Annotated in this window: 17 protein-coding genes and 3 tRNA genes; 15 read left to right on the top strand and 5 right to left on the bottom strand. The window is 72.8% G+C overall.

The window, feature by feature from the left end; all coding sequences use genetic code 11:
* The first annotated feature begins 102 nt into the window (after window positions 1-102).
* From AC3ET4_RS15530 to AC3ET4_RS15545, 4 genes are all read left to right on the top strand, one after another.
* Window positions 103-1,476 carry an aspartate aminotransferase family protein gene (locus AC3ET4_RS15530; RefSeq protein WP_431949535.1) on the top strand — a complete coding sequence of 458 codons (1,374 nt, stop codon included), beginning with the start codon at window positions 103-105 and terminating at the stop codon, window positions 1,474-1,476.
* Between the two features lie 68 nt (window positions 1,477-1,544).
* Complete coding sequence (locus tag AC3ET4_RS15535; protein ID WP_431949537.1) at window positions 1,545-1,985, top strand: hypothetical protein; 441 nt, start codon at window positions 1,545-1,547, stop codon at window positions 1,983-1,985.
* Between the two features lie 88 nt (window positions 1,986-2,073).
* A complete protein-coding gene (locus AC3ET4_RS15540) occupies window positions 2,074-2,760 on the top strand; it encodes a GntR family transcriptional regulator (protein WP_431949539.1) in 687 nt (228 codons plus the stop codon).
* A 57-nt stretch (window positions 2,761-2,817) separates the two neighbouring features.
* Entirely contained in the window at window positions 2,818-3,471 is a 654-nt protein-coding gene (locus AC3ET4_RS15545; protein ID WP_431949541.1) for a hypothetical protein, read from the top strand.
* 67 nt (window positions 3,472-3,538) lie between these two features.
* Here AC3ET4_RS15545 and AC3ET4_RS15550 read toward each other — a convergent pair whose 3' ends face one another.
* The gene (locus tag AC3ET4_RS15550; RefSeq protein WP_431949543.1) at window positions 3,539-4,285 is read right to left on the bottom strand and encodes an SLATT domain-containing protein; all 747 of its coding nucleotides are present in this window, start codon (window positions 4,283-4,285) and stop codon (window positions 3,539-3,541) included.
* Window positions 4,286-4,488: 203 nt separating this feature from the next.
* Here AC3ET4_RS15550 and purD point away from each other — a divergent pair, with 203 nt between their 5' ends.
* The 4 genes from purD (at window position 4,489) to AC3ET4_RS15570 (ending at window position 10,252) form a co-directional block, all read left to right on the top strand.
* Complete coding sequence (gene purD, locus AC3ET4_RS15555) at window positions 4,489-5,739, top strand: phosphoribosylamine--glycine ligase (protein WP_431949545.1); 1,251 nt, start codon at window positions 4,489-4,491, stop codon at window positions 5,737-5,739.
* A 190-nt stretch (window positions 5,740-5,929) separates the two neighbouring features.
* Window positions 5,930-7,633 (top strand): hypothetical protein, encoded by a 1,704-nt coding sequence (locus AC3ET4_RS15560; protein WP_431949547.1) that lies wholly within the window; start codon window positions 5,930-5,932, stop codon window positions 7,631-7,633.
* 144 nt (window positions 7,634-7,777) lie between these two features.
* The gene (locus AC3ET4_RS15565) at window positions 7,778-9,286 is read left to right on the top strand and encodes a N,N-dimethylformamidase beta subunit family domain-containing protein (protein WP_431949549.1); all 1,509 of its coding nucleotides are present in this window, start codon (window positions 7,778-7,780) and stop codon (window positions 9,284-9,286) included.
* 69 nt (window positions 9,287-9,355) lie between these two features.
* The gene (locus AC3ET4_RS15570; RefSeq protein ID WP_431949550.1) at window positions 9,356-10,252 is read left to right on the top strand and encodes a phosphoribosylaminoimidazolesuccinocarboxamide synthase; all 897 of its coding nucleotides are present in this window, start codon (window positions 9,356-9,358) and stop codon (window positions 10,250-10,252) included.
* A gap of 228 nt (window positions 10,253-10,480) precedes the next feature.
* On the opposite strand, the gene AC3ET4_RS15575 is transcribed toward AC3ET4_RS15570, so the two are convergent.
* The 4 genes from AC3ET4_RS15575 to AC3ET4_RS15590 all read right to left on the bottom strand — a co-directional run bounded on the left by AC3ET4_RS15575 (window position 10,481) and on the right by AC3ET4_RS15590 (window position 11,737).
* Window positions 10,481-10,553: transfer RNA gene (locus tag AC3ET4_RS15575), tRNA-Gly, on the bottom strand.
* 536 nt (window positions 10,554-11,089) lie between these two features.
* Window positions 11,090-11,162 (bottom strand) — tRNA-Gly (locus tag AC3ET4_RS15580).
* Window positions 11,163-11,207: 45 nt separating this feature from the next.
* Window positions 11,208-11,279: transfer RNA gene (locus AC3ET4_RS15585), tRNA-Gly, on the bottom strand.
* 140 nt (window positions 11,280-11,419) lie between these two features.
* Window positions 11,420-11,737 (bottom strand): histone-like nucleoid-structuring protein Lsr2, encoded by a 318-nt coding sequence (locus tag AC3ET4_RS15590; RefSeq protein WP_431949552.1) that lies wholly within the window; start codon window positions 11,735-11,737, stop codon window positions 11,420-11,422.
* 262 nt (window positions 11,738-11,999) lie between these two features.
* On the opposite strand from AC3ET4_RS15590, the gene purS reads away from it, so the two are divergent.
* The 7 genes from purS to purF all read left to right on the top strand — a co-directional run bounded on the left by purS (window position 12,000) and on the right by purF (window position 19,814).
* Window positions 12,000-12,245: a phosphoribosylformylglycinamidine synthase subunit PurS gene (gene purS / locus AC3ET4_RS15595; RefSeq protein ID WP_431949554.1), complete on the top strand. Its 246-nt coding sequence runs from the start codon at window positions 12,000-12,002 to the stop codon at window positions 12,243-12,245.
* On the top strand, window positions 12,242-12,925 hold the full coding sequence (gene purQ / locus AC3ET4_RS15600) for a phosphoribosylformylglycinamidine synthase subunit PurQ (RefSeq protein ID WP_431949556.1): 684 nt from the start codon (window positions 12,242-12,244) through the stop codon (window positions 12,923-12,925). The genes purS and purQ overlap by 4 nt, the downstream gene beginning before the upstream one ends.
* Entirely contained in the window at window positions 12,922-15,171 is a 2,250-nt protein-coding gene (gene purL, locus AC3ET4_RS15605) for a phosphoribosylformylglycinamidine synthase subunit PurL (RefSeq protein WP_431949558.1), read from the top strand. The genes purQ and purL overlap by 4 nt, the downstream gene beginning before the upstream one ends.
* A gap of 146 nt (window positions 15,172-15,317) precedes the next feature.
* Complete coding sequence (locus AC3ET4_RS15610; RefSeq protein ID WP_431949560.1) at window positions 15,318-15,521, top strand: DUF4177 domain-containing protein; 204 nt, start codon at window positions 15,318-15,320, stop codon at window positions 15,519-15,521.
* A gap of 47 nt (window positions 15,522-15,568) precedes the next feature.
* On the top strand, window positions 15,569-16,366 hold the full coding sequence (locus AC3ET4_RS15615) for a maleylpyruvate isomerase family mycothiol-dependent enzyme (protein ID WP_431949562.1): 798 nt from the start codon (window positions 15,569-15,571) through the stop codon (window positions 16,364-16,366).
* A gap of 87 nt (window positions 16,367-16,453) precedes the next feature.
* Window positions 16,454-18,136 carry a PH domain-containing protein gene (locus AC3ET4_RS15620; RefSeq protein WP_431949563.1) on the top strand — a complete coding sequence of 561 codons (1,683 nt, stop codon included), beginning with the start codon at window positions 16,454-16,456 and terminating at the stop codon, window positions 18,134-18,136.
* Between the two features lie 160 nt (window positions 18,137-18,296).
* Window positions 18,297-19,814 (top strand): amidophosphoribosyltransferase, encoded by a 1,518-nt coding sequence (purF, locus tag AC3ET4_RS15625; protein ID WP_431949565.1) that lies wholly within the window; start codon window positions 18,297-18,299, stop codon window positions 19,812-19,814.

The following is a 19,814-nucleotide window of genomic DNA, read 5'->3' on the forward strand; positions in this document are numbered from 1 at the left end:
GAGTGGGGGCGGCGTGCCCCCAACAACCTGTCGGCGCGCGCCCGCACCGTCATACAAGGTGCCAGTGCCTGTTGCCCCGCGCGGTTGCTTAGCCTGGGGCGTATGACCCCTCCCTTCGCCGACCCCGACCCCGAGACCGGCGCCGCCGTCAAGGCCGCCGACCGCGCTCACGTCTTCCACTCCTGGTCCGCGCAGGGCCTGATCGACCCGCTGGCGGTCGCCGGAGCGGAGGGCGCGTATTTCTGGGACTACGACGGCAACCGCTACCTGGACTTCACCAGCGGCCTGGTGTTCACCAACATCGGCTACCAGCACCCCAAGGTCGTCGCCGCCGTCCAGGAGCAGGCCGCCAAGCTGGTCACCTTCGCGCCGGCCTTCGCCCTGGAGCCGCGCTCCGAGGCCGCCCGGCTGATCGCCGAGCGCACCCCCGGGGACCTGAACAAGATCTTCTTCACCAACGGCGGCGCCGAGGCCGTCGAGAACGCCGTCCGGCTCGCCCGGCTGCACACCGGCCGCCCCAAGGTGCTGTCCGCGTACCGCTCCTACCACGGCGCCACCGCGGCCGCGATCAACCTGACCGGCGACCCGCGCCGCTGGGCCTCCGACACCGGCGCGGCCGGCGTCGTCCGCTTCTGGGCGCCCTTCCTCTACCGGTCGCCGTTCCACTCCGAGACCGACGAGCAGGAGCGCGACCGCGCGCTGCGGCACCTGGAGGACACCATCGTCTTCGAGGGCCCGCAGACCGTCGCGGCGATCGTCCTGGAGACGGTGCCCGGCACGGCGGGGATCATGGTGCCGCCGCCCGGCTACCTGGCGGGAGTGCGCGAGATCTGCGACCGGTACGGGATCGTCTTCGTCCTCGACGAGGTCATGGCCGGCTTCGGCCGCACCGGCAGTTGGTTCGCCGCCGATCAGTTCGACGTCGTCCCCGACCTGCTCACCTTCGCCAAGGGCGTCAACTCCGGCTATGTGCCGCTCGGCGGCGTCGCGATCAGCGAGGAGATCGCCGCGACCTTCGCCACCCGCCCCTACCCGGGCGGCCTGACCTACTCCGGCCACCCGCTGGCCTGCGCCGCCGCCGTCGCCACGATCCGGGTGATGGAGGACGAGGGCATCGTGGAACACGCCGCCGCGCTCGGCGAGAACGTGCTCGGTCCGGGGCTGCGGGAGCTCGCCGAACGCCACCCCTCGGTCGGCGAGGTGCGCGGCCTGGGCGCGTTCTGGGCGCTGGAACTGGTGCGCGACCGGGAGACCCGTGAGCCGCTGGTCCCCTATAACGCGGCGGGCGAGGCGAACGCGCCGATGGCGGCCTTCGCTTCGGCCTGCAGGACGAGCGGACTGTGGCCGTTCGTCAACATGAACCGCACCCATGTGGTGCCCGCCTGCACCATCACCGAGGCCGAGGCCAAGGAGGGCCTGGCGCTTCTCGACGCGGCGCTGTCCGTCGCCGACGAGCACACCGTCCAGGGAGGGTAGCGGCGCGCCGCCGCGGGAAACCGGGCGCCCGTTTTCCCGCGTCCCCCGACCGGGAGAACAGGGGAAGCGTGTACGACACGGGGGAGCCGGAGCGGTCGGCGGATGCGGCGCCGGGTTGGCACGTGGCGGCCGGCGCCTTGTGCGCCGTGGGCGTGTACGTCGCCACGGGGTGGGTCGCCCGGTCGTGGCGGGACTGCCCGCTCGGCAACGACGCGAGCAACTACCTCGGGCTGAACCTGCTGATGCCCGTCGCCTGGTGCTGCATGTTCCTGCTGCTGGTGCTCCTCGGGCTCGTGCTGCGCAGGTGGCCGCTTCCCGGCGGCGCCTCCGCCTGGCTCGCGCTCTTCGTGGCCGTCGGCGCGCTGACGCTGCTGTACCGGGTGGGGATGGAGTGGCCCTCCTTTCCCGCGGACCGCCCCTGCATGGACGGGTTCCCGGTCTTCCCCTTCTCGGGAAGACCGGCCCGTACAACGACGGCTGACCGCAGCCCGGTGCGGCGGGCCAGGTGAGTGAGCCGTGTCACAGGTGCGGGCCGTCCGCTCGCATAAGGTGTGGCGGAGCCGTACGCGCGGCCACACCTGTAGGGAGGCACCGGGCATGCCGGAAGGCCCAGCGGTCGGAACCGTCCGACGGAGCAGTCTGCGGCAGCAGATAGCCGACGCGCTGCGCGACGAGGTGCTGACCGGGCGCATGACCGCGGGGCGGCACTTCACGGTCAAGGAGATCGCGGAGTTGTACGGGGTGTCGGCCACCCCGGTCCGCGAGGCCCTGGTCGACCTGACGGCGCAGGGGCTGCTCGACGTCGAGCACCACCGGGGCTTCCAGGTGCGGCGCTTCACGGACGCGGAGTTCCGTTCCATGGTCGAGGCGCGCACCCTCGTCGTGGAGGGCATCTTCCGCCGCGTCGCCGCGCGCGGCATGCGCGAGGTCGATCCCCAGGAACTGGCCTCCGTACGGCGCCGGGCCGAGGCCGCCGCGCGCGCCTCGCGGGCCGGCGAGCTGGAGGTCCTCATCGGCTACGACATCCGCTTCTGGCGGGAACTGACCGCGCTGGCGGACAACGCCCACGTCGCCGAGTTCCTCGACCGGCTCCGCATCCAGACCTGGGCCTACGCGGTCCCCTACCTGCGCGGTCGGCCGGACCTGGCGGGTCTGTGCTGGTCCGGCCACGTCTCCCTGGTCACCGCGATCGAGGAGCGGGATCCGGAGACCGCCCGGCGCGTCGTCGAGGAATTCGACGACCACTCCCTCACGCTCATGCGGCGACTGACGACGGGCCGGTAGGAACGGCCGCCGCCCACTACGCTGGTCCGACCACGCACGGAAGGACTTGGAGCGCCTGTGGCCTGCGACTTGTGGCTGGTTCCCCTGGTGGACGTGCTCTGCCACAGCCCCGACAACCCGTTCGCCGAGGAGATCGCCCGCTATGACCAGGCGCTGAACGACGCCGGCCTGCCCCCGGTGCCCGTCTACGCCTACATGCCGGGCCTGTCCGGCGACGTGGCCCCGGTCGCGGGCTTCGACTACGACGCGCTGCACTTCCTGCGCCGCGCCTACCTCCTGCACATCCAGGGCCTCGCGGTCACCCCGGTCGACGAACTCGGCGGCGACTACGAGCAGTTGCTGGAGATGTTCGAGACCACCGCCCAGCAGTCCCATCTTGTCTGGCACTACGACCACGCGGGTGCGTACGTCCCACTCGACTTCGCCCATCCGCTGGTCACCGACGAACTCCTCGACGCCGGCGGTCCCTTGGGATCCGCGCACGGCCTGCTGCGCGAACTCGAGTTCGTCGCTCCGGTGATCGGCATCGACCCGCTGAACCCGCCGCCCGCACCGCAGCCGCCCATCGGCCCCACCGAGCTGGAGGAGCCGGCGGCCCCGCCCGCTCACCACGACGGCAGCCCCTTCGCGCGGGAGCGCCACGTGTGGCTGGGGCTGCACGCGGCGGCGACGCGGGCGCTGGGCCAGGGCTCGATGATCGTCTTCGGCTAGGCCGCGGCCCGGGGCTGCCGCCCACCGGGAACGCCTGCGAGGGGTCGCGGGCGTTCCCGGGCGGCGGTCAGCTCGCGCGCGGGCCCTCAGGGGGGCGCTGCCGCGGCATGCTCGGCCGTCCGCCGGGCAGTTGCGGGAACCGGCCGCCGCCGGCGCCGGCGCCCTCCGTGAGCCGCGGACCCCCCGACCAGGTGAGGGACTGGGTCCGCAGCGGCGCGGCGCCGGCCCGGAAGTCCACCATCCAGTCGGCGGTCTCGCAGCGCACGAGGTCCGAGACCTCCTCGCTGAAGCGGCGCAGCACCGAAAGGCAGCGCTCCGCGGCCTCGGCCGCGGTGCCCTCCGTCGGGCCGAGGACCTCGCGGACCGACTCCGACGCCCAGTCGAAGCGCAGCACCTCCAGGCGGCGCTGTACGGCCTGCGCGGTCGCCATGTCCCGCATCCACCCGGCCGTGAGCCCCAGGTAGCGGTCCAGCCCCACGCACACGACGGCCAGCAGCAGGGCGGCGTACGCCCAGCGGACGCGGCCGTCCGCGCCCATGACGGCGAGGACGGCGCCGGTTGTCGCGAAGAGGGCCGCGCCGACCCGCAGCGACCGGGCCCAGCGGCGCTTGCGCAGGCGGTCGGCGAGGTACCACTCGACGGTGCGCAGGGCGTCCGCCTCCACCCAGCGGTAGAGCTCCTCCAGCCGCTCGGCCGGCTCCCCCCAGTCGCCGAGCGGGAAGGGCAGCGGCCGCAGGTCCTCCCGCCGGTGCAGCGCGCACCGCTTCGGCTTCTCCGGGGACACCTCCTCGGGATACATGTCCGGCTCGCTCACCTGCACGCTCCCTCGCGACTTCCGATGACGAGGCACCTTCTTACCGCCGAACGGCTGACCGTGCGAGCGTCATCGGTACGAATCCGCCCTTACGAGCCGCTTGATCAGGTATGGGGCCCGGCACCGGGCCACCCGAAAGAGTGGCCGGGCCCGGCGGCGACCGACCTGCGAGGCGGTCGCCGCCAGCCGATACCCTGGGCAGCGTGAACGTCCTTGTCATCGGCGGCGGCGCCCGCGAACACGCCCTGTGCCGTGCCCTTTCCCTCGACCCCGACGTGGACGCGCTGCACTGCGCGCCCGGGAACGCCGGCATCGCCGAGGTGGCGCGGCTGCACGCGGTCGACGCCCTGGACGGTGAGGCCGTGGCCGACCTCGCCGAGCAGCTCGGCGCCGACTTCGTCGTGGTGGGCCCGGAGGCCCCCCTTGTGGCGGGCGTGGCCGACGCCGTGCGTGCCCGGGGCATCGACTGCTTCGGCCCGTCCGCGCAGGCTGCGGCCCTGGAGGGCTCCAAGGCGTTCGCCAAGGACGTGATGGCCGCGGCCGGCGTGCCGACCGCCCGCTCCTATCTGTGCACCACGCCCGCCGAGGTGGACGCGGCCCTGGACGCCTTCGGCGCCCCGTACGTCGTGAAGGACGACGGTCTGGCCGCGGGCAAGGGCGTCGTGGTGACCGGCGACCTGGAGGCCGCCCGGGCGCACGCCAACTCCTGCGAGCGCGTGGTCGTCGAGGAGTTCCTCGACGGCCCCGAGGTCTCGCTGTTCGCCGTCACCGACGGCGAGACGGTGGTCCCCCTGCAGCCCGCGCAGGACTTCAAGCGCGCCCACGACGCGGACCAGGGCCCCAACACCGGCGGGATGGGCGCGTACAGCCCGCTGCCGTGGGCCGACCCGCGGCTGGTCGAGGAGGTGGAGCGCACGGTGCTCCAGCCGACCGTCGACGAGCTGCGCCGCCGCGGCACCCCCTTCGCCGGACTGCTGTACGCGGGGCTGGCGATCACCTCGCGCGGTGTGCGGGTGATCGAGTTCAACGCGCGCTTCGGCGACCCGGAGACCCAGGTCGTGCTGGCCCGGCTGCGGACCCCCCTGGCGGGCCTGCTGCGCGCTGCGGCGACCGGCCGGCTGGCGGACCTCCCGCCGCTGCGGTGGAGCGACGGGGCCGCGGTGACGGTCGTCGTCGCCGCCGAGAACTACCCCGGCACCCCGCGCACCGGCGACCCGATCGCGGGCCTGGACGAGGTCGCGGAGCAGGACGAGCACGCCTACGTGCTGCACGCGGGCACCAAGGCGGACGGGGAGGGCCGTGTGGTGAGCGCCGGCGGCCGTGTCCTGTCGGTGACGGCCACCGGCGCCGACCTGGCCGAGGCCAGGCAGCGTGCCTACCGGGCGGTGGGGCGGATCGAGCTGAAGGGCTCGCACCACCGTTCGGATATCGCAGAGAAGGCCGCCCAGGCCTGAATCAGCGGGCAAAGCCACTCCAAGGGGTGATGGCTTCGCCATCCTGCTGACGCGAGCCCACAGCCCAACTACTGTGCCCGGCAAGCGCACTGCGGAAGCCCGCGAGCGCTGCACCATCGGCCCTACCGGCATTGCGGTGTCGGTGGGCGGTGCGACAGTGGGGGCATGCAGTCGCGTCAGCAGCTTGGGGGTGAGCACACCGTTGGCCGGGGAAGGTGAGGGGCATGCGCGATCGCACGCGCGCGCCGTCCTGCGCATCCGCGGCGCCGCGCTGGCGGTAGCTCTGCTGCCCGCCGCGGTGGCCGTCGTGCTGCTGGTCGGCGGTGCCACCGGCCACATCGTCGGCGACGCGTCCGAGGTGCTGCGCTGGGCGGTGGTCGCGGGCGCGCTGCTCGTGCTGCTGCTCGCGGCCGGCGTCGCGGCGGTGATCGTACGGGCCAGGCCGGCCGTGAGCCCCACGGTGGCGGTCTCCGAGGCGTCCGCGCCCGATCTCTACCGCATGGTGCGGGACCTGGCCGTGCGCCTGCAGGTGCCGGCCCCCTCGGCGATAGAACTGACCCCGGACTGCGACAGCTGGCTGGAGGACCGCACCCACCGCACCCAGGACACCACGCGCCGCCCCCGCCGCAGGCGGCGCGGCGGGGCGCCCGAGGCGCCCACCTTGGTGATCGGCTCTCCGTTCATGTGGTGGATGCGGGTCGCCGAGCTGCGCGCCCTGCTTGCCCCGGTCGTGGCGGGCACGGGGCCGGCGGCCGATCCGGACATCGCGGCCGCCCGCCGCTTCGTGCGCGGTCTGGACGCCGCCGTCGGCGTGGCCACCGCGGCGCGGGAGCCGTCGAGGGCCGGGTTCCTGCGCCGCCCCGCGTACGGCTTCCTGGGATGGGTCGCCAAGCTGCTGCTGCGCGGCTGCCGGGCGCACGCCGCGGAGATGGAGCGCGCGGTCGCCGCAGCCGCCTCCGAACGGGCCCAGGCCGTCGACTACGGGCTGCGCATCGTCGCGCAGGAGCAGGTGGGCCTGGCCTACGCGGGCTGGGACCGGCTGCTGACCCGGGTGGCGCTGCCGGCCTGGCGCATGGGGCGCTGGCCCTCGCGCCTCGACGCCGGCGTGGTGGCGGCCCTCACCGAGCTGTCCCGGCGGGACCGGCTGGCCGAGGGCTTCGAGACGCGGCTGGGCGAGCGCCCGGCCTGCGATCTGCTGGAGGAGCCGGGCACGGTCGACGAGGCGGCCTCGCTGCTCGCCGCCCGGCTGTTCCACGGCGGGCCGCAGCGGTCGGGCCCGGAGTGGGCCCCGGTCGGCTGGGACACCTATCCGCAGGAGGTCGTGGACCGCATCTGGCGCAGCGACGCCTCCCGCCTGGTCACCGTCCTCGACGAGGCGCATGAGCCCGCGGGGGTCGCCGGGAGCCGGCGCATATCCGTGGCCTCCGGCGGTTCCCGGAGCGCGGTGAGCGAGCGCGAAGAGCCGGGACGAGCGACCCTGGCCCGGGTGGTGGAACGGCTCTCCTCGGGTGGCGGCGAGGAGCTGGCGGCCCGGATCACCCGGCACGTCGCCCGTGAGGAGGCCGGTCGCGCTGCGGCCGCGCGGGAGGGGGCCGGCTTGGCGCCGCCCGAGGGCCCTTACACGCCGGTCTATCAGCTTCTTCCTCCGCGGACCGGTCGTGAGCTGCTCACCGATCATGTGACCGCGATGGTCTGCTGCGCCGCGGTGGACACCGCGGGCGCCGCCCCGGGGCTGGACTGGCTGGACGGACCGGCACTGCTGGTCGGCGGGGTGCGGCGGGGAGATCTCGCCTGGCCGGTGCTCCGGCTCGTGGAGAACGGGGACGCCGCCCCCCTGCGTTCCTGGCTCAGTGCCGTGGGCGTGCGCCCCGAGAAGCCGATACGGCTCATCTGACGGAAAGTTTTACGGCGTTTGTGCGCCCCGGCGTGAAATCCTCGCGATAATGCGCCACGAAAAGTAACTAAAACAGCGCACAGTGTGATGTGCTGGACGTGCGTACGCGCACACCACCTCGGGGGACAACGAGGAGGGGACATCGTGGTGAAGGAGCAGGTCCGCCGCTGGCAGTCCGGGGCACTGGCGCACGGGGTCACAGACCCGTTCGGGCAGGGCCCGGTGCCGTGGCTGCGCGGTGCCGTGCAGTATCTGGACGACACCGGCCAGGTCGTGCCCTGGTACGTCGATCTGGCGGCCATCCGCGGGGAGCCGGGGGATCTCCCGGGCGAGTCCGCCGGACGCGCGCCCCGCGTGCCCGGCCCGCGTGTGGCGGACGACGTGCGGTGCCAGATCAAGGGCTTCGCGCCCGGCTCCTCCGTGGCCCCCGGCGACGCCATCGACTTCCGGATCACCGTCGACCCGCCGCAGAGCTACGGCGTCGACGTCTACCGGATCGGGCACTACGGCGGGGACGGAGCCGCCCAGCTCACCTCCAGCCCCCGGCTTTCGGGGATCGTCCAGCCCGCGCCGCTCGCCGCCGGGCGCACGGTCTCCTGCCACCACTGGTGGCAGTCCTGGCGCCTCCAGGTCCCCTCGTACTGGAAGTCCGGCGCGTATGTCGCCGTCCTCACCACCCAGGACGGCTACCGCAGCCACATCCCCTTCACCGTCCGCGACGAGCGGCCCGCCGACCTGCTCCTGCTGCTGCCCGACGTCACCTGGCAGGCGTACAACCTGTACCCCGAGGACGGCCGTACGGGCGCCAGCCTCTACCACGCCTGGGACGAGGAAGGCCGGCTGCTGGGCGAGGAGGAGGCCGCGGTCACCGTCTCCTTCGACCGCCCCTATGCCGGCGCCGGGCTGCCGCTGCACGTCGGCCACGCCTACGACTTCATCCGCTGGGCCGAGCGCTACGGCTACGACCTCGCCTACGCGGACGCCCGCGACCTGCACGCGGGCCGGATCGACCCCTCGCGCTACCGGGGCCTGATCTTCCCCGGCCACGACGAGTACTGGACGGTCCCCATGCGGCGCGCCGTCGAGGCGGCCCGGGATGCCGGCACCTCCCTGGTCTTCCTGTCCGCCAACACCATGTACTGGCAGACCGAGCTGGGCCCCTCCCCGTCAGGCGATCCCGACCGGCTGCTCAGCTGCCGCAAGCGCCGCGGCCACCCGCCGGGCCGCAGCGCGCTGTGGCGCGACATGGGCGAGCCCGAGCAGCTGCTGATCGGCGTGCAGTACGCCGGCCGGGTTCCCGAACCCTCCCCGCTGGTGGTGCGCAACGCCGGCCACTGGCTGTGGGAGGCCACCGGAGCGGAGGAGGGCGAGGAGATCCCCGGACTGGTCGCGGGCGAGGCGGACCGCTACTTCCCCCGAACACCGCTGCCCGACTACATGGAGCGGATCCTGCTCGCGCACTCCCCGTACGAGGACTCCGCCGGCCGCCGTGTCCACCAGGAGACCTCCCTGTACCGGGCCCCGGGCGGGGCCCTGGTCTTCGCCTCGGGCACCTTCGCCTGGTCCCCGGCGCTGGACCGCCCGGGCCACATCGACCCCCGCATCCAGCGCGCCACGGCCAACCTCCTGGACCGCATCTGCAAGCACGACTGACCCCGCGTCGCGCCCGGCGGCCACGGGTGCGGGAGAATCGGGATCCGAACCGCCGATCGGGGAGGACCCATGTCCGGATTCGTCCACAAGCCCGAGCCCGCGCACGTGCCGGGCCTGGTGCACCTGCACACCGGCAAGGTGCGCGAGCTGTACCGGAACGAGGCAGGAGAGCTGGTGATGGTCGCCAGTGACCGGATCTCCGCGTACGACTGGGTGCTGCCCACCGAGATCCCGGACAAGGGCCGCGTCCTGACCCGGTTGTCGCTGTGGTGGTTCGACCAGATCGCGGACCTGGTGCCGCACCATGTGCTCTCCACCGAGCTGCCGGAGGGCGCCCCCGCCGACTGGGAGGGGCGGACGACGATCTGCAAGCCGCTGGACATGGTTCCCGTCGAGTGCGTGGCACGCGGCTACCTGGCGGGCTCCGGGCTGCTCGAGTACAACACCGACCGCACGGTGTGCGGGGTCACCCTCCCCGAGGGCCTGGTGGACGGCTCCGAGCTGCCCGCGCCGATCTTCACCCCGGCCACCAAGGCCGAGGTCGGCGAACACGACGAGAACGTCAGCTACGAGGAGGTCGCCCGCAAGGTCGGCGCCGAGACCGCGGCGCAGCTGCGCCAGAGCACCCTCGCGGTCTACGCCCGGGCCCGGGACATCGCCCGCGAGCGCGGCATCCTCCTGGCGGACACCAAGTTCGAGTTCGGCTTCGACGGTGAGGCGCTGACCATCGCCGACGAGGTGCTGACCCCGGACTCGTCTCGCTTCTGGCCCGCCGAGCTGTGGGAGCCGGGCCACGCCCAGCCCTCCTTCGACAAGCAGTTCGTGCGCGACTGGCTGACCTCCGCCGAGTCCGGCTGGGACCGCCGCAGCGAGCAGCCCCCGCCGCCCCTGCCGGAGCGCGTGGTGGAGCAGACCCGCGCCAAGTACATCGAGGCGTACGAGCGTCTCACCGGCCTCAGCTGGTAGTCCGCCGCGGCCGTGCCGTGCCCGTCGCGTGCCGTGCCCGCCGGTCGAGAGGACCGGCGGGCACGGCACGCGGGTGCCGGCGGGAAGGGCGTCAGGCGCCGGTGGGACAGGCGCCAGGCGCCGGTAGGACGGGCATCAGGGTCGGTGGGACAGGCGCCAGGGGCGAAGGAAACCCGTCGTCCCGGGAAGACCGAAGGCCCCGGTCGTGACGACCGGGGCCTTTCTCTGAGCGGACGACGAGGCTCGAACTCGCGACCTCAACCTTGGCAAGGTTGCGCTCTACCAACTGAGCTACGTCCGCCTGCTCCGCGCGTTCCCGTGCGGTGCGACACCTACTATAGCCAACCCTCGGGGCCTTGGGCACACACCCCGGCCCGGCGGGTCCGCGCTGCCGGGCGGCGTACCGCGGACGAAGGGGACGTGCCGCGGGCGAGGATCTGCCCAGGGCCTGCGGCCCGCCCCCGCCGCGCGCCGGGCGGAACGGCCGACGACGGACCCGGCGGGGCGCCGCAGGGCCCGTCGCCGGCATGGGGACGCCCGCGCCGAACCGGTCGCCGCATGGGCCGCGGCACCGGTGGCCGAGTGCGGGGAGGGTGCGGCGCGGTGGCGACCCGGTCTTCGGGCCGGGCAGTCAGGGGGCCAAGCTGTGGTGATGGTCACACCTTCGGACGCCGGCCCTGACCGCGGCCCGGGCCCCCAGGACCACGCGGCGGGCGCGCCCCGGCCGCGGCGCCACGCGAACCCGGTGCCACGCGTACGCGGAACACACGCAAGCACGCCCGCGCGGAAGCACGAAGAAGGCCCCGGTCGGTGATCCGACCGGGGCCTTCCCTCAAGAGCGGACGACGAGATTCGAACTCGCGACCCTCACCTTGGCAAGGTGATGCTCTACCAACTGAGCCACGTCCGCACGGCGACTACTCTACCCGATCCTCAGGACCGGTCGAGCAACCAGAGCGGGTGACAGGAATCGCACACTGCGCCTTCCCCCTGGAAGAGGGATGTTCTGCTACTGAACTACACCCGCGTGGCCCGGGAGCCGGCCTTTCGGCCCGCCCTCGGCGTGCTCAGACTCTAGCGGATCAAGGGGGGTGGCTGTCCAATCGCTTCTTCCGGGTGATTCCCGGGCGGCGCCCCGGCGTTTCCGGCGGCCGGGGCGCGGGCGGATCAGCCGGCCTCGGCGTACGCCTCGTAGAGCTTCTTCGGAATGCGGCCGCGCGGCGGCACGTCGAAGCCCCGGGAGAGCGCCCAGGCGCGCACGGCGGCCGGGTCGGGGGCAAGGGAGGTGTGCTTGAAGGCCTTGCCGAGCCGGCTCCGGCGGCGGCCCGCCTCGACGTACGGAGTGAGCGCCTCGCGGAGCTGCTGGGCGTTGCCGGCGGACAGGTCGATCTCGTAGGACTTGCCGTCGAGGCCGAAAGAGACCGTTTCCGTCGCTTCACCGCCGTCGAGGTCGTCGGAGAGCGTGACCAGTACGCGTTGCGCCATGGATGCCGGTCCTTTCAATGGAGAAGGCCCAGGGGCCTGCGTTGGCCTCGTTGTTGTACCGAAGCCCCATGGCCGGGGTCAATGCTTTCCCATTTACCGGTCCGCATATTTTCGCCGGTCGTGCTCGGTTTATTCCTCCGGATGTCCCGCCGGCAATCCGGCGGACGGATATTCCGTGACCATTCTGGAATATCTACCCGCGTAGATTCTGTGGCGGGGTACGGTGGGAACATCTCACCGCAGCACACCACCGGGAGTGACCGTGGCACGCGTCGTAGTCGACGTCATGCTCAAGCCGGAGATCCTCGACCCCCAGGGCCAGGCGGTGCAGCGCGCGCTGCCGCGCCTCGGGTTCGAGGGAATCGCCGACGTCCGCCAGGGCAAGCGTTTTGAGCTCGAACTTGAGGGTCCGGTCGACGACGCCGCCCTCAGCCGTATCCGAGAGATGGCCGAGACCTTCCTCGCCAACACCGTGATCGAGGACTTCACCGTGAGGGTGGAGTCGTGACCGCACGTATCGGTGTCGTCACCTTCCCCGGGACGCTCGACGACCGGGACACCCAGCGGGCCGTCCGGCTCGCCGGCGCCGAACCGGTGGCGCTGTGGCACCGTGACAAGGATCTCCACCAGGTCGACGCCGTCGTCCTGCCCGGGGGATTCAGTTACGGCGACTATCTGCGGGCAGGGGCGATTTCCCGCTTCTCGCCGGTGATGGAGTCGGTCATCGCCGGTGCCAAGGACGGTCTTCCGGTCCTGGGTATCTGCAACGGCTTCCAGGTGCTCACCGAGACGCATCTGCTTCCGGGCGCGATGTTGCGCAACAATCACCTGCACTTCATCTGCCGGGACCAGAGGCTGCGCGTCGAGAACAACTCGACGTCCTGGACGGCCGATTACGAGCAGGGCCAGGAGATCAGCATCCCGCTGAAGAACATCGACGGCCGCTACGTCGCCGACGAGCGCGTCCTCGACGAGCTGGAGGCCGAGGGCCGCGTGGTGTTCCGCTACGCGGACTGGAACCCCAATGGCTCGCTCCGGGACATCGCCGGCATCACCAACGCCGCGGGCAATGTCGTCGGTCTCATGCCGCACCCCGAGCACGCCGTCGAGTCGCTGATCGGGACCGGCCGCACCGACGGCCTCGGATTCTTCACCTCGATCCTCAAGAAGCTGGTTCACGCGTCATGACACTCGATTCCGTGAAGCACGCCACCGAGACTCCGGACGCCGAGCAGCCGTGGGCCGAACTCGGCCTGAAGCAGGACGAGTACGAGCGCATCCGCGAGATCCTCGGTCGCCGTCCCACCGGTGCCGAGCTCGCCATGTACTCCGTCATGTGGTCCGAGCACTGCTCCTACAAGAGCAGCAAGATCCACCTGCGCCAGTTCGGCGAGAAGGCCCCCGCCAACGACGCGCTGCTCGTCGGCATCGGTGAGAACGCCGGTGTCGTGGACGTCGGCCAGGGCTACGCGGTCACCTTCAAGGTCGAGTCGCACAACCACCCGTCGTACATCGAGCCCTACCAGGGCGCGGCCACCGGCGTCGGCGGCATCGTCCGCGACATCCTCGCCATGGGCGCCCGCCCGGTCGCCGTCATGGACCCGCTGCGCTTCGGCGCGCCGGACCACCCCGACACCAAGCGCGTCCTGCCCGGCGTCGTCGCGGGCGTCGGCGGCTACGGCAACTGCCTGGGCCTGCCCAACATCGGCGGCGAGGTCGTCTTCGACCCCTGCTACCAGGGCAACCCGCTGGTGAACGCGCTCTGCATCGGTGTGATGAAGCACGAGGACATCCACCTCGCCAAGGCCTCGGGCGCCGGCAACAAGGTCATCCTCTACGGCGCCCGCACCGGAGGCGACGGCATCGGCGGCGTCTCCGTGCTCGCCTCGGAGACCTTCTCCGACAGCGGCCCGGCCAAGCGCCCCGCCGTCCAGGTCGGCGACCCCTTCCAGGAGAAGCTGCTCATCGAGTGCACCCTGGAGATCTTCAAGGAGAAGCTGGTCGCCGGCATCCAGGACCTCGGCGGCGCCGGCCTGTCCTGCGCCACCTCCGAGCTGGCCTCGGCCGGCTCCGGCGGCATGCGCGTGGACCTGGAGACCGTGCCGCTGCGCGACGCGACGCTCTCGCCGGAGGAGATCCTCATGAGCGAGTCGCAGGAGCGCATGTGCGCCATCGTCGAGCCCCAGCACGTCGACCGCTTCCTGGAGATCTGCGAGAAGTGGGACGTCATCGCCACCGTCATCGGTGAGGTCACCGACGGCGACCGGCTGGAGATCTTCTGGCACGGCGAGCAGATCGTCGACGTCCCGCCGCGCACCGTCGCCCACGAGGGCCCGGTGTACGAGCGCCCCTACGCCCGCCCCGCGTGGCAGGACGCGCTCCAGGCCGACGACGCCAACAAGCTGCCGCGCCCGCAGACCGCGAAGGAGCTGCGCGAGCAGGTCCTGACGGTGGTCGCGCACCCGAACCAGGCCTCCAAGGCGTGGATCACCGACCAGTACGACCGCTTCGTGCAGGGCAACACCGTGCTGGCACAGCCGGAGGACTCCGGCATGATCCGCATCGACGAGGAGACCAACCTCGGCGTCGCGGTCGCCACCGACGGCAACGGCCGCTACGCCAAGCTCGACCCGTACACCGGCGCGCAGCTGGCGCTCGCCGAGGCGTACCGCAACGTCGCCACGAGCGGTGCGAAGCCGCTGGCGGTCTCGGACTGCCTCAACTTCGGCTCGCCCGAGGACCCGGCCGCGATGTGGCAGTTCGCCGAGGCCTGCCGGGGCCTGGCCGACGGCTGCCTGGAGCTGGGCACGCCGGTCACCGGCGGCAACGTCTCGCTCTACAACCAGACCGGCGACGTCGCCATCCACCCGACGCCCGTCGTGGCGGTGCTCGGCGTGATCGACGACGTCACGCGCCGCACCCCGGTCGCCTTCAAGGACCAGGGCCAGCTGCTCTACCTGCTGGGCGACACCAAGGAGGAGCTGGGTGGCTCCGCCTGGTCCCAGGCCGTCCACGACCACCTCGGCGGACTGCCGCCGGCGGTGGACCTGGAGCGCGAGAAGCTGCTCGGCGAGATCCTCATCTCGGCCTCCCGGGACGGCATGATCGACGCGGCCCACGACCTGTCCGACGGCGGGCTCGTCCAGGCCGTCGTCGAGTCCTGCCTGCGCGGCGGCAACGGCGCGCGCCTGGTCGTGCCGGACGGCCTCGACCCGTTCGTCTTTCTGTTCTCGGAGTCGACGGGCCGGGTGGTCGTCTCGGTGCCGCGCAGCGAGGAGCTCCGCTTCACCGACATGTGCGGTGCGCGGGGTCTGCCCGCGACGCGGATCGGTGTCGTCGACGGCGACGCGGTGGAGCTGCAGGGCCAGTTCAGCATCTCGCTGGACGAGCTCCGCACGGCGCACGAGGGCACGATCCCGGCCCTCCTGGCCTGATCCGTCCGCCTGCCTTCCGCAAGCGCCCCCGCGCCACTCGGCGCGGGGGCGCTGCGCTGCGGCCGTCCGCTCGGCCGGCCGGCCCGCATGATCGCGACCGGCGGTACTGTGCGTTGCGCAACCACCGTTACGACGAGGGGTCAACGATGCACGAGTACAAGGTCGTCAGCTTCCGTGAGTCGCTGGTAGGCGACGCCATCGACGACGACAAGCTGGAGAAGACGCTCAACAAGTACGCCGAGGACGGCTGGCACCTCAAGACGATCACCGCGGCCGACGTCAAGGGCCGGATCGGCCCGGGCGCGGTGGGCGGTCTGCTGCTCACCTTCGAGCGCCCGCGCCAGGCCTGACCGCCGGGGTCGGGGTGCGGGCCGGGGCCGGCGCGTAGGCTGCGGACATGCCGCCCACCGCCCGCAAACCCCGCACCTACGACCCCGCCAGGACCCGCGCTGCGCTCACCGCGCAGGTCGGCCACGTCCTGGGGGCCGCCCGCGGACTGACGGAACAGCAGCTGCACGCACCCTCCGGGCTGCCGGGGTGGGACGTGCACACGCTGGTGGTGCACATCGCCCGGGAGGTGGAGGCCGTCGCCCGGGTGCTGGCCTCGCCCGCCCCGGCCCGGGCGGACCTCGATCTCACCCTGTGGGCGCGCTCCACGGAACGCATCGCCGGCCCGCTGGACGCCGACGCCCGCGAGACGGCCGCAGGGACCGCCGACGCCGCCACGCGCCTGGAGGAGGCCGCCCACGGGCTCGCCGGGGTGCTGGACGAGGCGGTGGCGCCCGGGCGCCTGGTGGCGATCACCCTCGGCGCGATGCGGTCCACGGACTTCCTGGTGACCCGGCTCGTCGAACTGGTCGTCCACAGCGACGACCTCGCCCGGGCGACGAACGCGCCCGTCCCGCTGGAGCGGCAGGCCGTCGCCGCCGTCGTACGGCTCCTCGCTGACACCCTGGCCGTCGCCGCGCCCGGCAACTCCGTCGAGGTCCGCGTCCCGCCGTACGCGGCGGTGCAGTGTGTCCCCGGCCCCCGTCACACCCGGGGCACCCCTCCCAACGTCGTCGAGACGGACCCGGTGACCTGGATCCGCCTCGCCACCGGCCGTACGTACTGGGCCGACGCACTCGCCTCCGCCGCGGTCTTCGCGAGCGGCGAGCGCGCCGACCTCGCTCCCTACCTGCCCCTGCTGGGCTGAGGCGGCCGGGCCTGCCCCTGCTGGGCTGAGGCGGCCGGGCCTGCCCCTGTTGGGCTGTGGCGGCCCGGGCGCTCGCATAATGCGCCTGTGACCTCCGCAAAGTCCCCGGCACGCATACCGGCCCGCCCCTGGCTCTCCGCCGACGCCCGCCGCTGGGCGGCCGTGCGGCCGCCCCGCTGGGCCGCGCCCCGGTGGCCCGCGGCGGCGCTGCTGGCATCCGTGATCGCGGCGATCGCCTGCGCCCCCTATGAGCGGTGCACGGCGTCCGCGCCGTGCGGACCCATGTGGCTGGACGCGGTCGGCACCATCGCCTTTTTCGTGCACATGGTGTGGCTGCTGGTGCTGCCCGAGGCGGCGCTGGTGTCGGCGCCGCTGCTGCTGCTGTCGATGGCTGATCCGGACATGTGGGCCGGTGGTGCCGCCGAGCGCCTGGCGGACACGGCGGTACTGGCCGCGCTGTGCTGGGGCTGGGCCGCGGTTCTCGCGCGGCTGCGGGTGCGCCGTACGCAGCGGGCGCTGGCCCTGGAGGCGGCCGGTGGTCTCGTGATGCCGGTCCCGGAGTCCGCGGCGCCGGCCGTACGGCGCGGTGTGCTTCGCGTGGTTGCCGGGCTGGTGGTCCTCGTGGCCGCCGGGGGAGCCGCCGTCCTCGCGATCGCCGACGACCGGGCCGACGAGCGGCACGCGGCGGTGGCGCGCACGGTCGGCGCCATCGTCGTCTCCGACGACGCAGAGGATCGTCTCGTCGTCCGGTTCGGGGACGGCAGCCGCCATGACGTCGATGTGGCGTTCCCCGAGGACTACGACCGCGGTGCCCACGTCCCCGTCCTCGTCGACGGGGAGTGGACGCGGCTTGCCGCGGAGCCGTACCGCGATCACTTCGGACTGCAGCTCCTGGCGGTGGCGGGCGGCGGAGCCGCCGTCAGCCTGCTGCTGTCCGGGGTGCTGACGGCGGCTCGCGCGGCGGCCCTGCGGCGGGGTGCTGCCCCCGCTCTGCGGGTCTTCGTGCGGGGAGGAGGTGGCGGTAGCGCGGTCCATCCTTTCGACGGGGCGGATGGAGAACCCGTCCTGACGTACGCGTCGAGCGCGTACCGCGGCGCGCCGCGCGGCGAGGCCGTGCTCTACGGCCTCCCGTGCGAAGGGGCCGAGTTGGTGCTGCTGGGCACGACCACGAAGGGTCGGGCGGTGGTCGAGACGACCGTGGCCCCGGCCCGCCCGTGGTCGCCGTCCCATCCGCAGGACCGCGACCGGCGGGCGCACGCCGAGCACCGCCGGAAGGCCGAGGCGGAGATCGCCGAGGCGGCTGCCGCAATGGGGCCGGGTGCCGCTCCGGCGCGCTGGGACGGCGGCCCCGCGGTCCGCATCGCGGGGGCGTTGGGGCTGCTCTGCGAGGTCCTGTGCGTCGCCGCGGTGGTGCGCGGGGGACCCAGCTGGTGGCAGTGGGCGCTGATGGTCCCTGGTGCCGCGGCACTGGCGAGCGAACTCCTCTCCGTGGTCCTGTGGCGTGTCACCGCCGACGCCACCGGGCTCCGGGTCCGACGTCATGCGCGAACGCGGCACGTTCCATGGGAGACCGTCACGCGCGTCGTCCTGACTCGCGAGGGCGTGCTGTTCGTGCGCCGCACCACGGGGGCGGACGACGTACGCCTGGGCGCGGTCTCCTTCCCGGCCTCGGGGAGGTTCCGAGGCCGTCCGACCCGCCCCGCGCGGGCCGCGGCCGAGCTGACGGCCATGGTCCGCGACCCCGCACTTCGCCCAGGGCCGCACCTCTGACTGCCCCGGACCGCACTTCCGACCAGCCCTGACCGCGCCTCGACCGAGGCCCTGACCAACGTCACATGCCCAAGCGCCCCATGGGTTTACGCGCATAGAACGCACTTATGTCGGGTTCCCTCGTTCGGACGACGGTGGAACCTGCCCTAGACTCGGTGACGTGCCACGTGGTGACGGACGACTCAACCACGACCTGCTCCCCGGCGAGAAGGGCCCCCAGGACGCTTGCGGCGTCTTCGGTGTCTGGGCCCCCGGCGAAGAGGTCGCCAAACTCACCTATTTCGGGCTGTACGCCCTGCAGCATCGCGGACAGGAGTCCGCGGGCATCGCAGTGAGCAACGGCTCCCAGATCCTGGTCTTCAAGGACATGGGCCTGGTGTCCCAGGTCTTCGACGAGACCTCACTCGGTTCCCTCCAGGGCCACATCGCGGTCGGGCATGCCCGTTACTCGACCACCGGTGCCTCGGTCTGGGAGAACGCCCAGCCGACATTCCGCGCCACCGCCGGCGGCTCCATCGCCCTCGGCCACAACGGGAACCTGGTCAACACCGTCGAGCTGGCCGAGATGGTCGCCGCGCTGCCCCAGGGCAACGGCCGGGCGACCAAGGTCGCGGCGACCAACGACACCGACCTGGTGACGGCGCTGCTGGCCGGCCAGGTCGACGCGGACGGCAAGCCGCTGTCCGTCGAGGACGCCGCCCGGCAGGTGCTGCCCGTGGTCCAGGGCGCCTTCAGCCTGGTCTTCATGGACGAGCACACGCTCTACGCCGCCCGCGACCCGCAGGGCATCCGCCCGCTGGTGCTGGGCCGCCTCGAGCGCGGCTGGGTCGTCGCGTCGGAGACCGCCGCCCTTGACATCGTCGGCGCGAGCTTCATCCGGGAGGTCGAGCCCGGCGAGATGATCGCCATCGACGAGAACGGGCTGCGCGCCTCCCGCTTCGCCGACGCCCGACCCAAGGGCTGCGTCTTCGAGTACGTGTACCTGGCGCGCCCCGACACCGACATCGCGGGCCGCAACGTCTACCTCTCCCGGGTCGAGATGGGCCGCCGGCTGGCCAAGGAGGCCCCGGTCGACGCCGACCTGGTGATAGCGACCCCGGAGTCCGGCACGCCGGCCGCGGTCGGCTACGCCGAGGAGAGCGGCATCCCCTACGGCTCCGGCCTGGTGAAGAACTCGTATGTGGGCCGGACCTTCATCCAGCCCTCGCAGACCATCCGGCAGCTGGGCATCCGGCTGAAGCTCAACCCGCTCAAGGAGGTCATCCGGGGCAAGCGCCTGGTGGTCGTTGACGACTCGATCGTCCGCGGCAACACCCAGCGCGCGCTGGTCCGGATGCTCCGCGAGGCGGGCGCCGCGGAGGTCCACATCCGGATCTCCTCGCCGCCGATCAAGTGGCCCTGCTTCTTCGGCATCGACTTCGCCACCCGCGCCGAGCTGATCGCCAACGGCCTGTCGGTCGACGAGATCTGCAAGTCCCTGGACGCGGACTCGCTGTCGTACATCTCGATCGACGCCATGGTCGAGGCGACCACGATCGCCAAGCCCAACCTCTGCCGGGCCTGCTTCGACGGCGAGTACCCGATGGAGCTGCCGGACCCCGAGCTGCTCGGCAAGCACCTTCTGGAGACCGAGCTGGCCGGCGGCCCCGATGCGGCCGACGCGCTCCGTCGCCCGTAA

Source organism: Actinacidiphila sp. bgisy167 (genome assembly GCF_057707665.1).

Coding starts and splice junctions, on each gene's coding strand:
- AC3ET4_RS15570 (WP_431949550.1), top strand. CDS start 9,356: ATGTCCGGATTCGTCCACAAGCCCGAGCCCGCGCACGTGCCGGGCCTG.
- AC3ET4_RS15540 (WP_431949539.1), top strand. CDS start 2,074: ATGCCGGAAGGCCCAGCGGTCGGAACCGTCCGACGGAGCAGTCTGCGG.
- AC3ET4_RS15590 (WP_431949552.1), bottom strand. CDS start 11,737: ATGGCGCAACGCGTACTGGTCACGCTCTCCGACGACCTCGACGGCGGT.
- purL (WP_431949558.1), top strand. CDS start 12,922: ATGACACTCGATTCCGTGAAGCACGCCACCGAGACTCCGGACGCCGAG.
- AC3ET4_RS15615 (WP_431949562.1), top strand. CDS start 15,569: ATGCCGCCCACCGCCCGCAAACCCCGCACCTACGACCCCGCCAGGACC.
- AC3ET4_RS15610 (WP_431949560.1), top strand. CDS start 15,318: ATGCACGAGTACAAGGTCGTCAGCTTCCGTGAGTCGCTGGTAGGCGAC.
- AC3ET4_RS15530 (WP_431949535.1), top strand. CDS start 103: ATGACCCCTCCCTTCGCCGACCCCGACCCCGAGACCGGCGCCGCCGTC.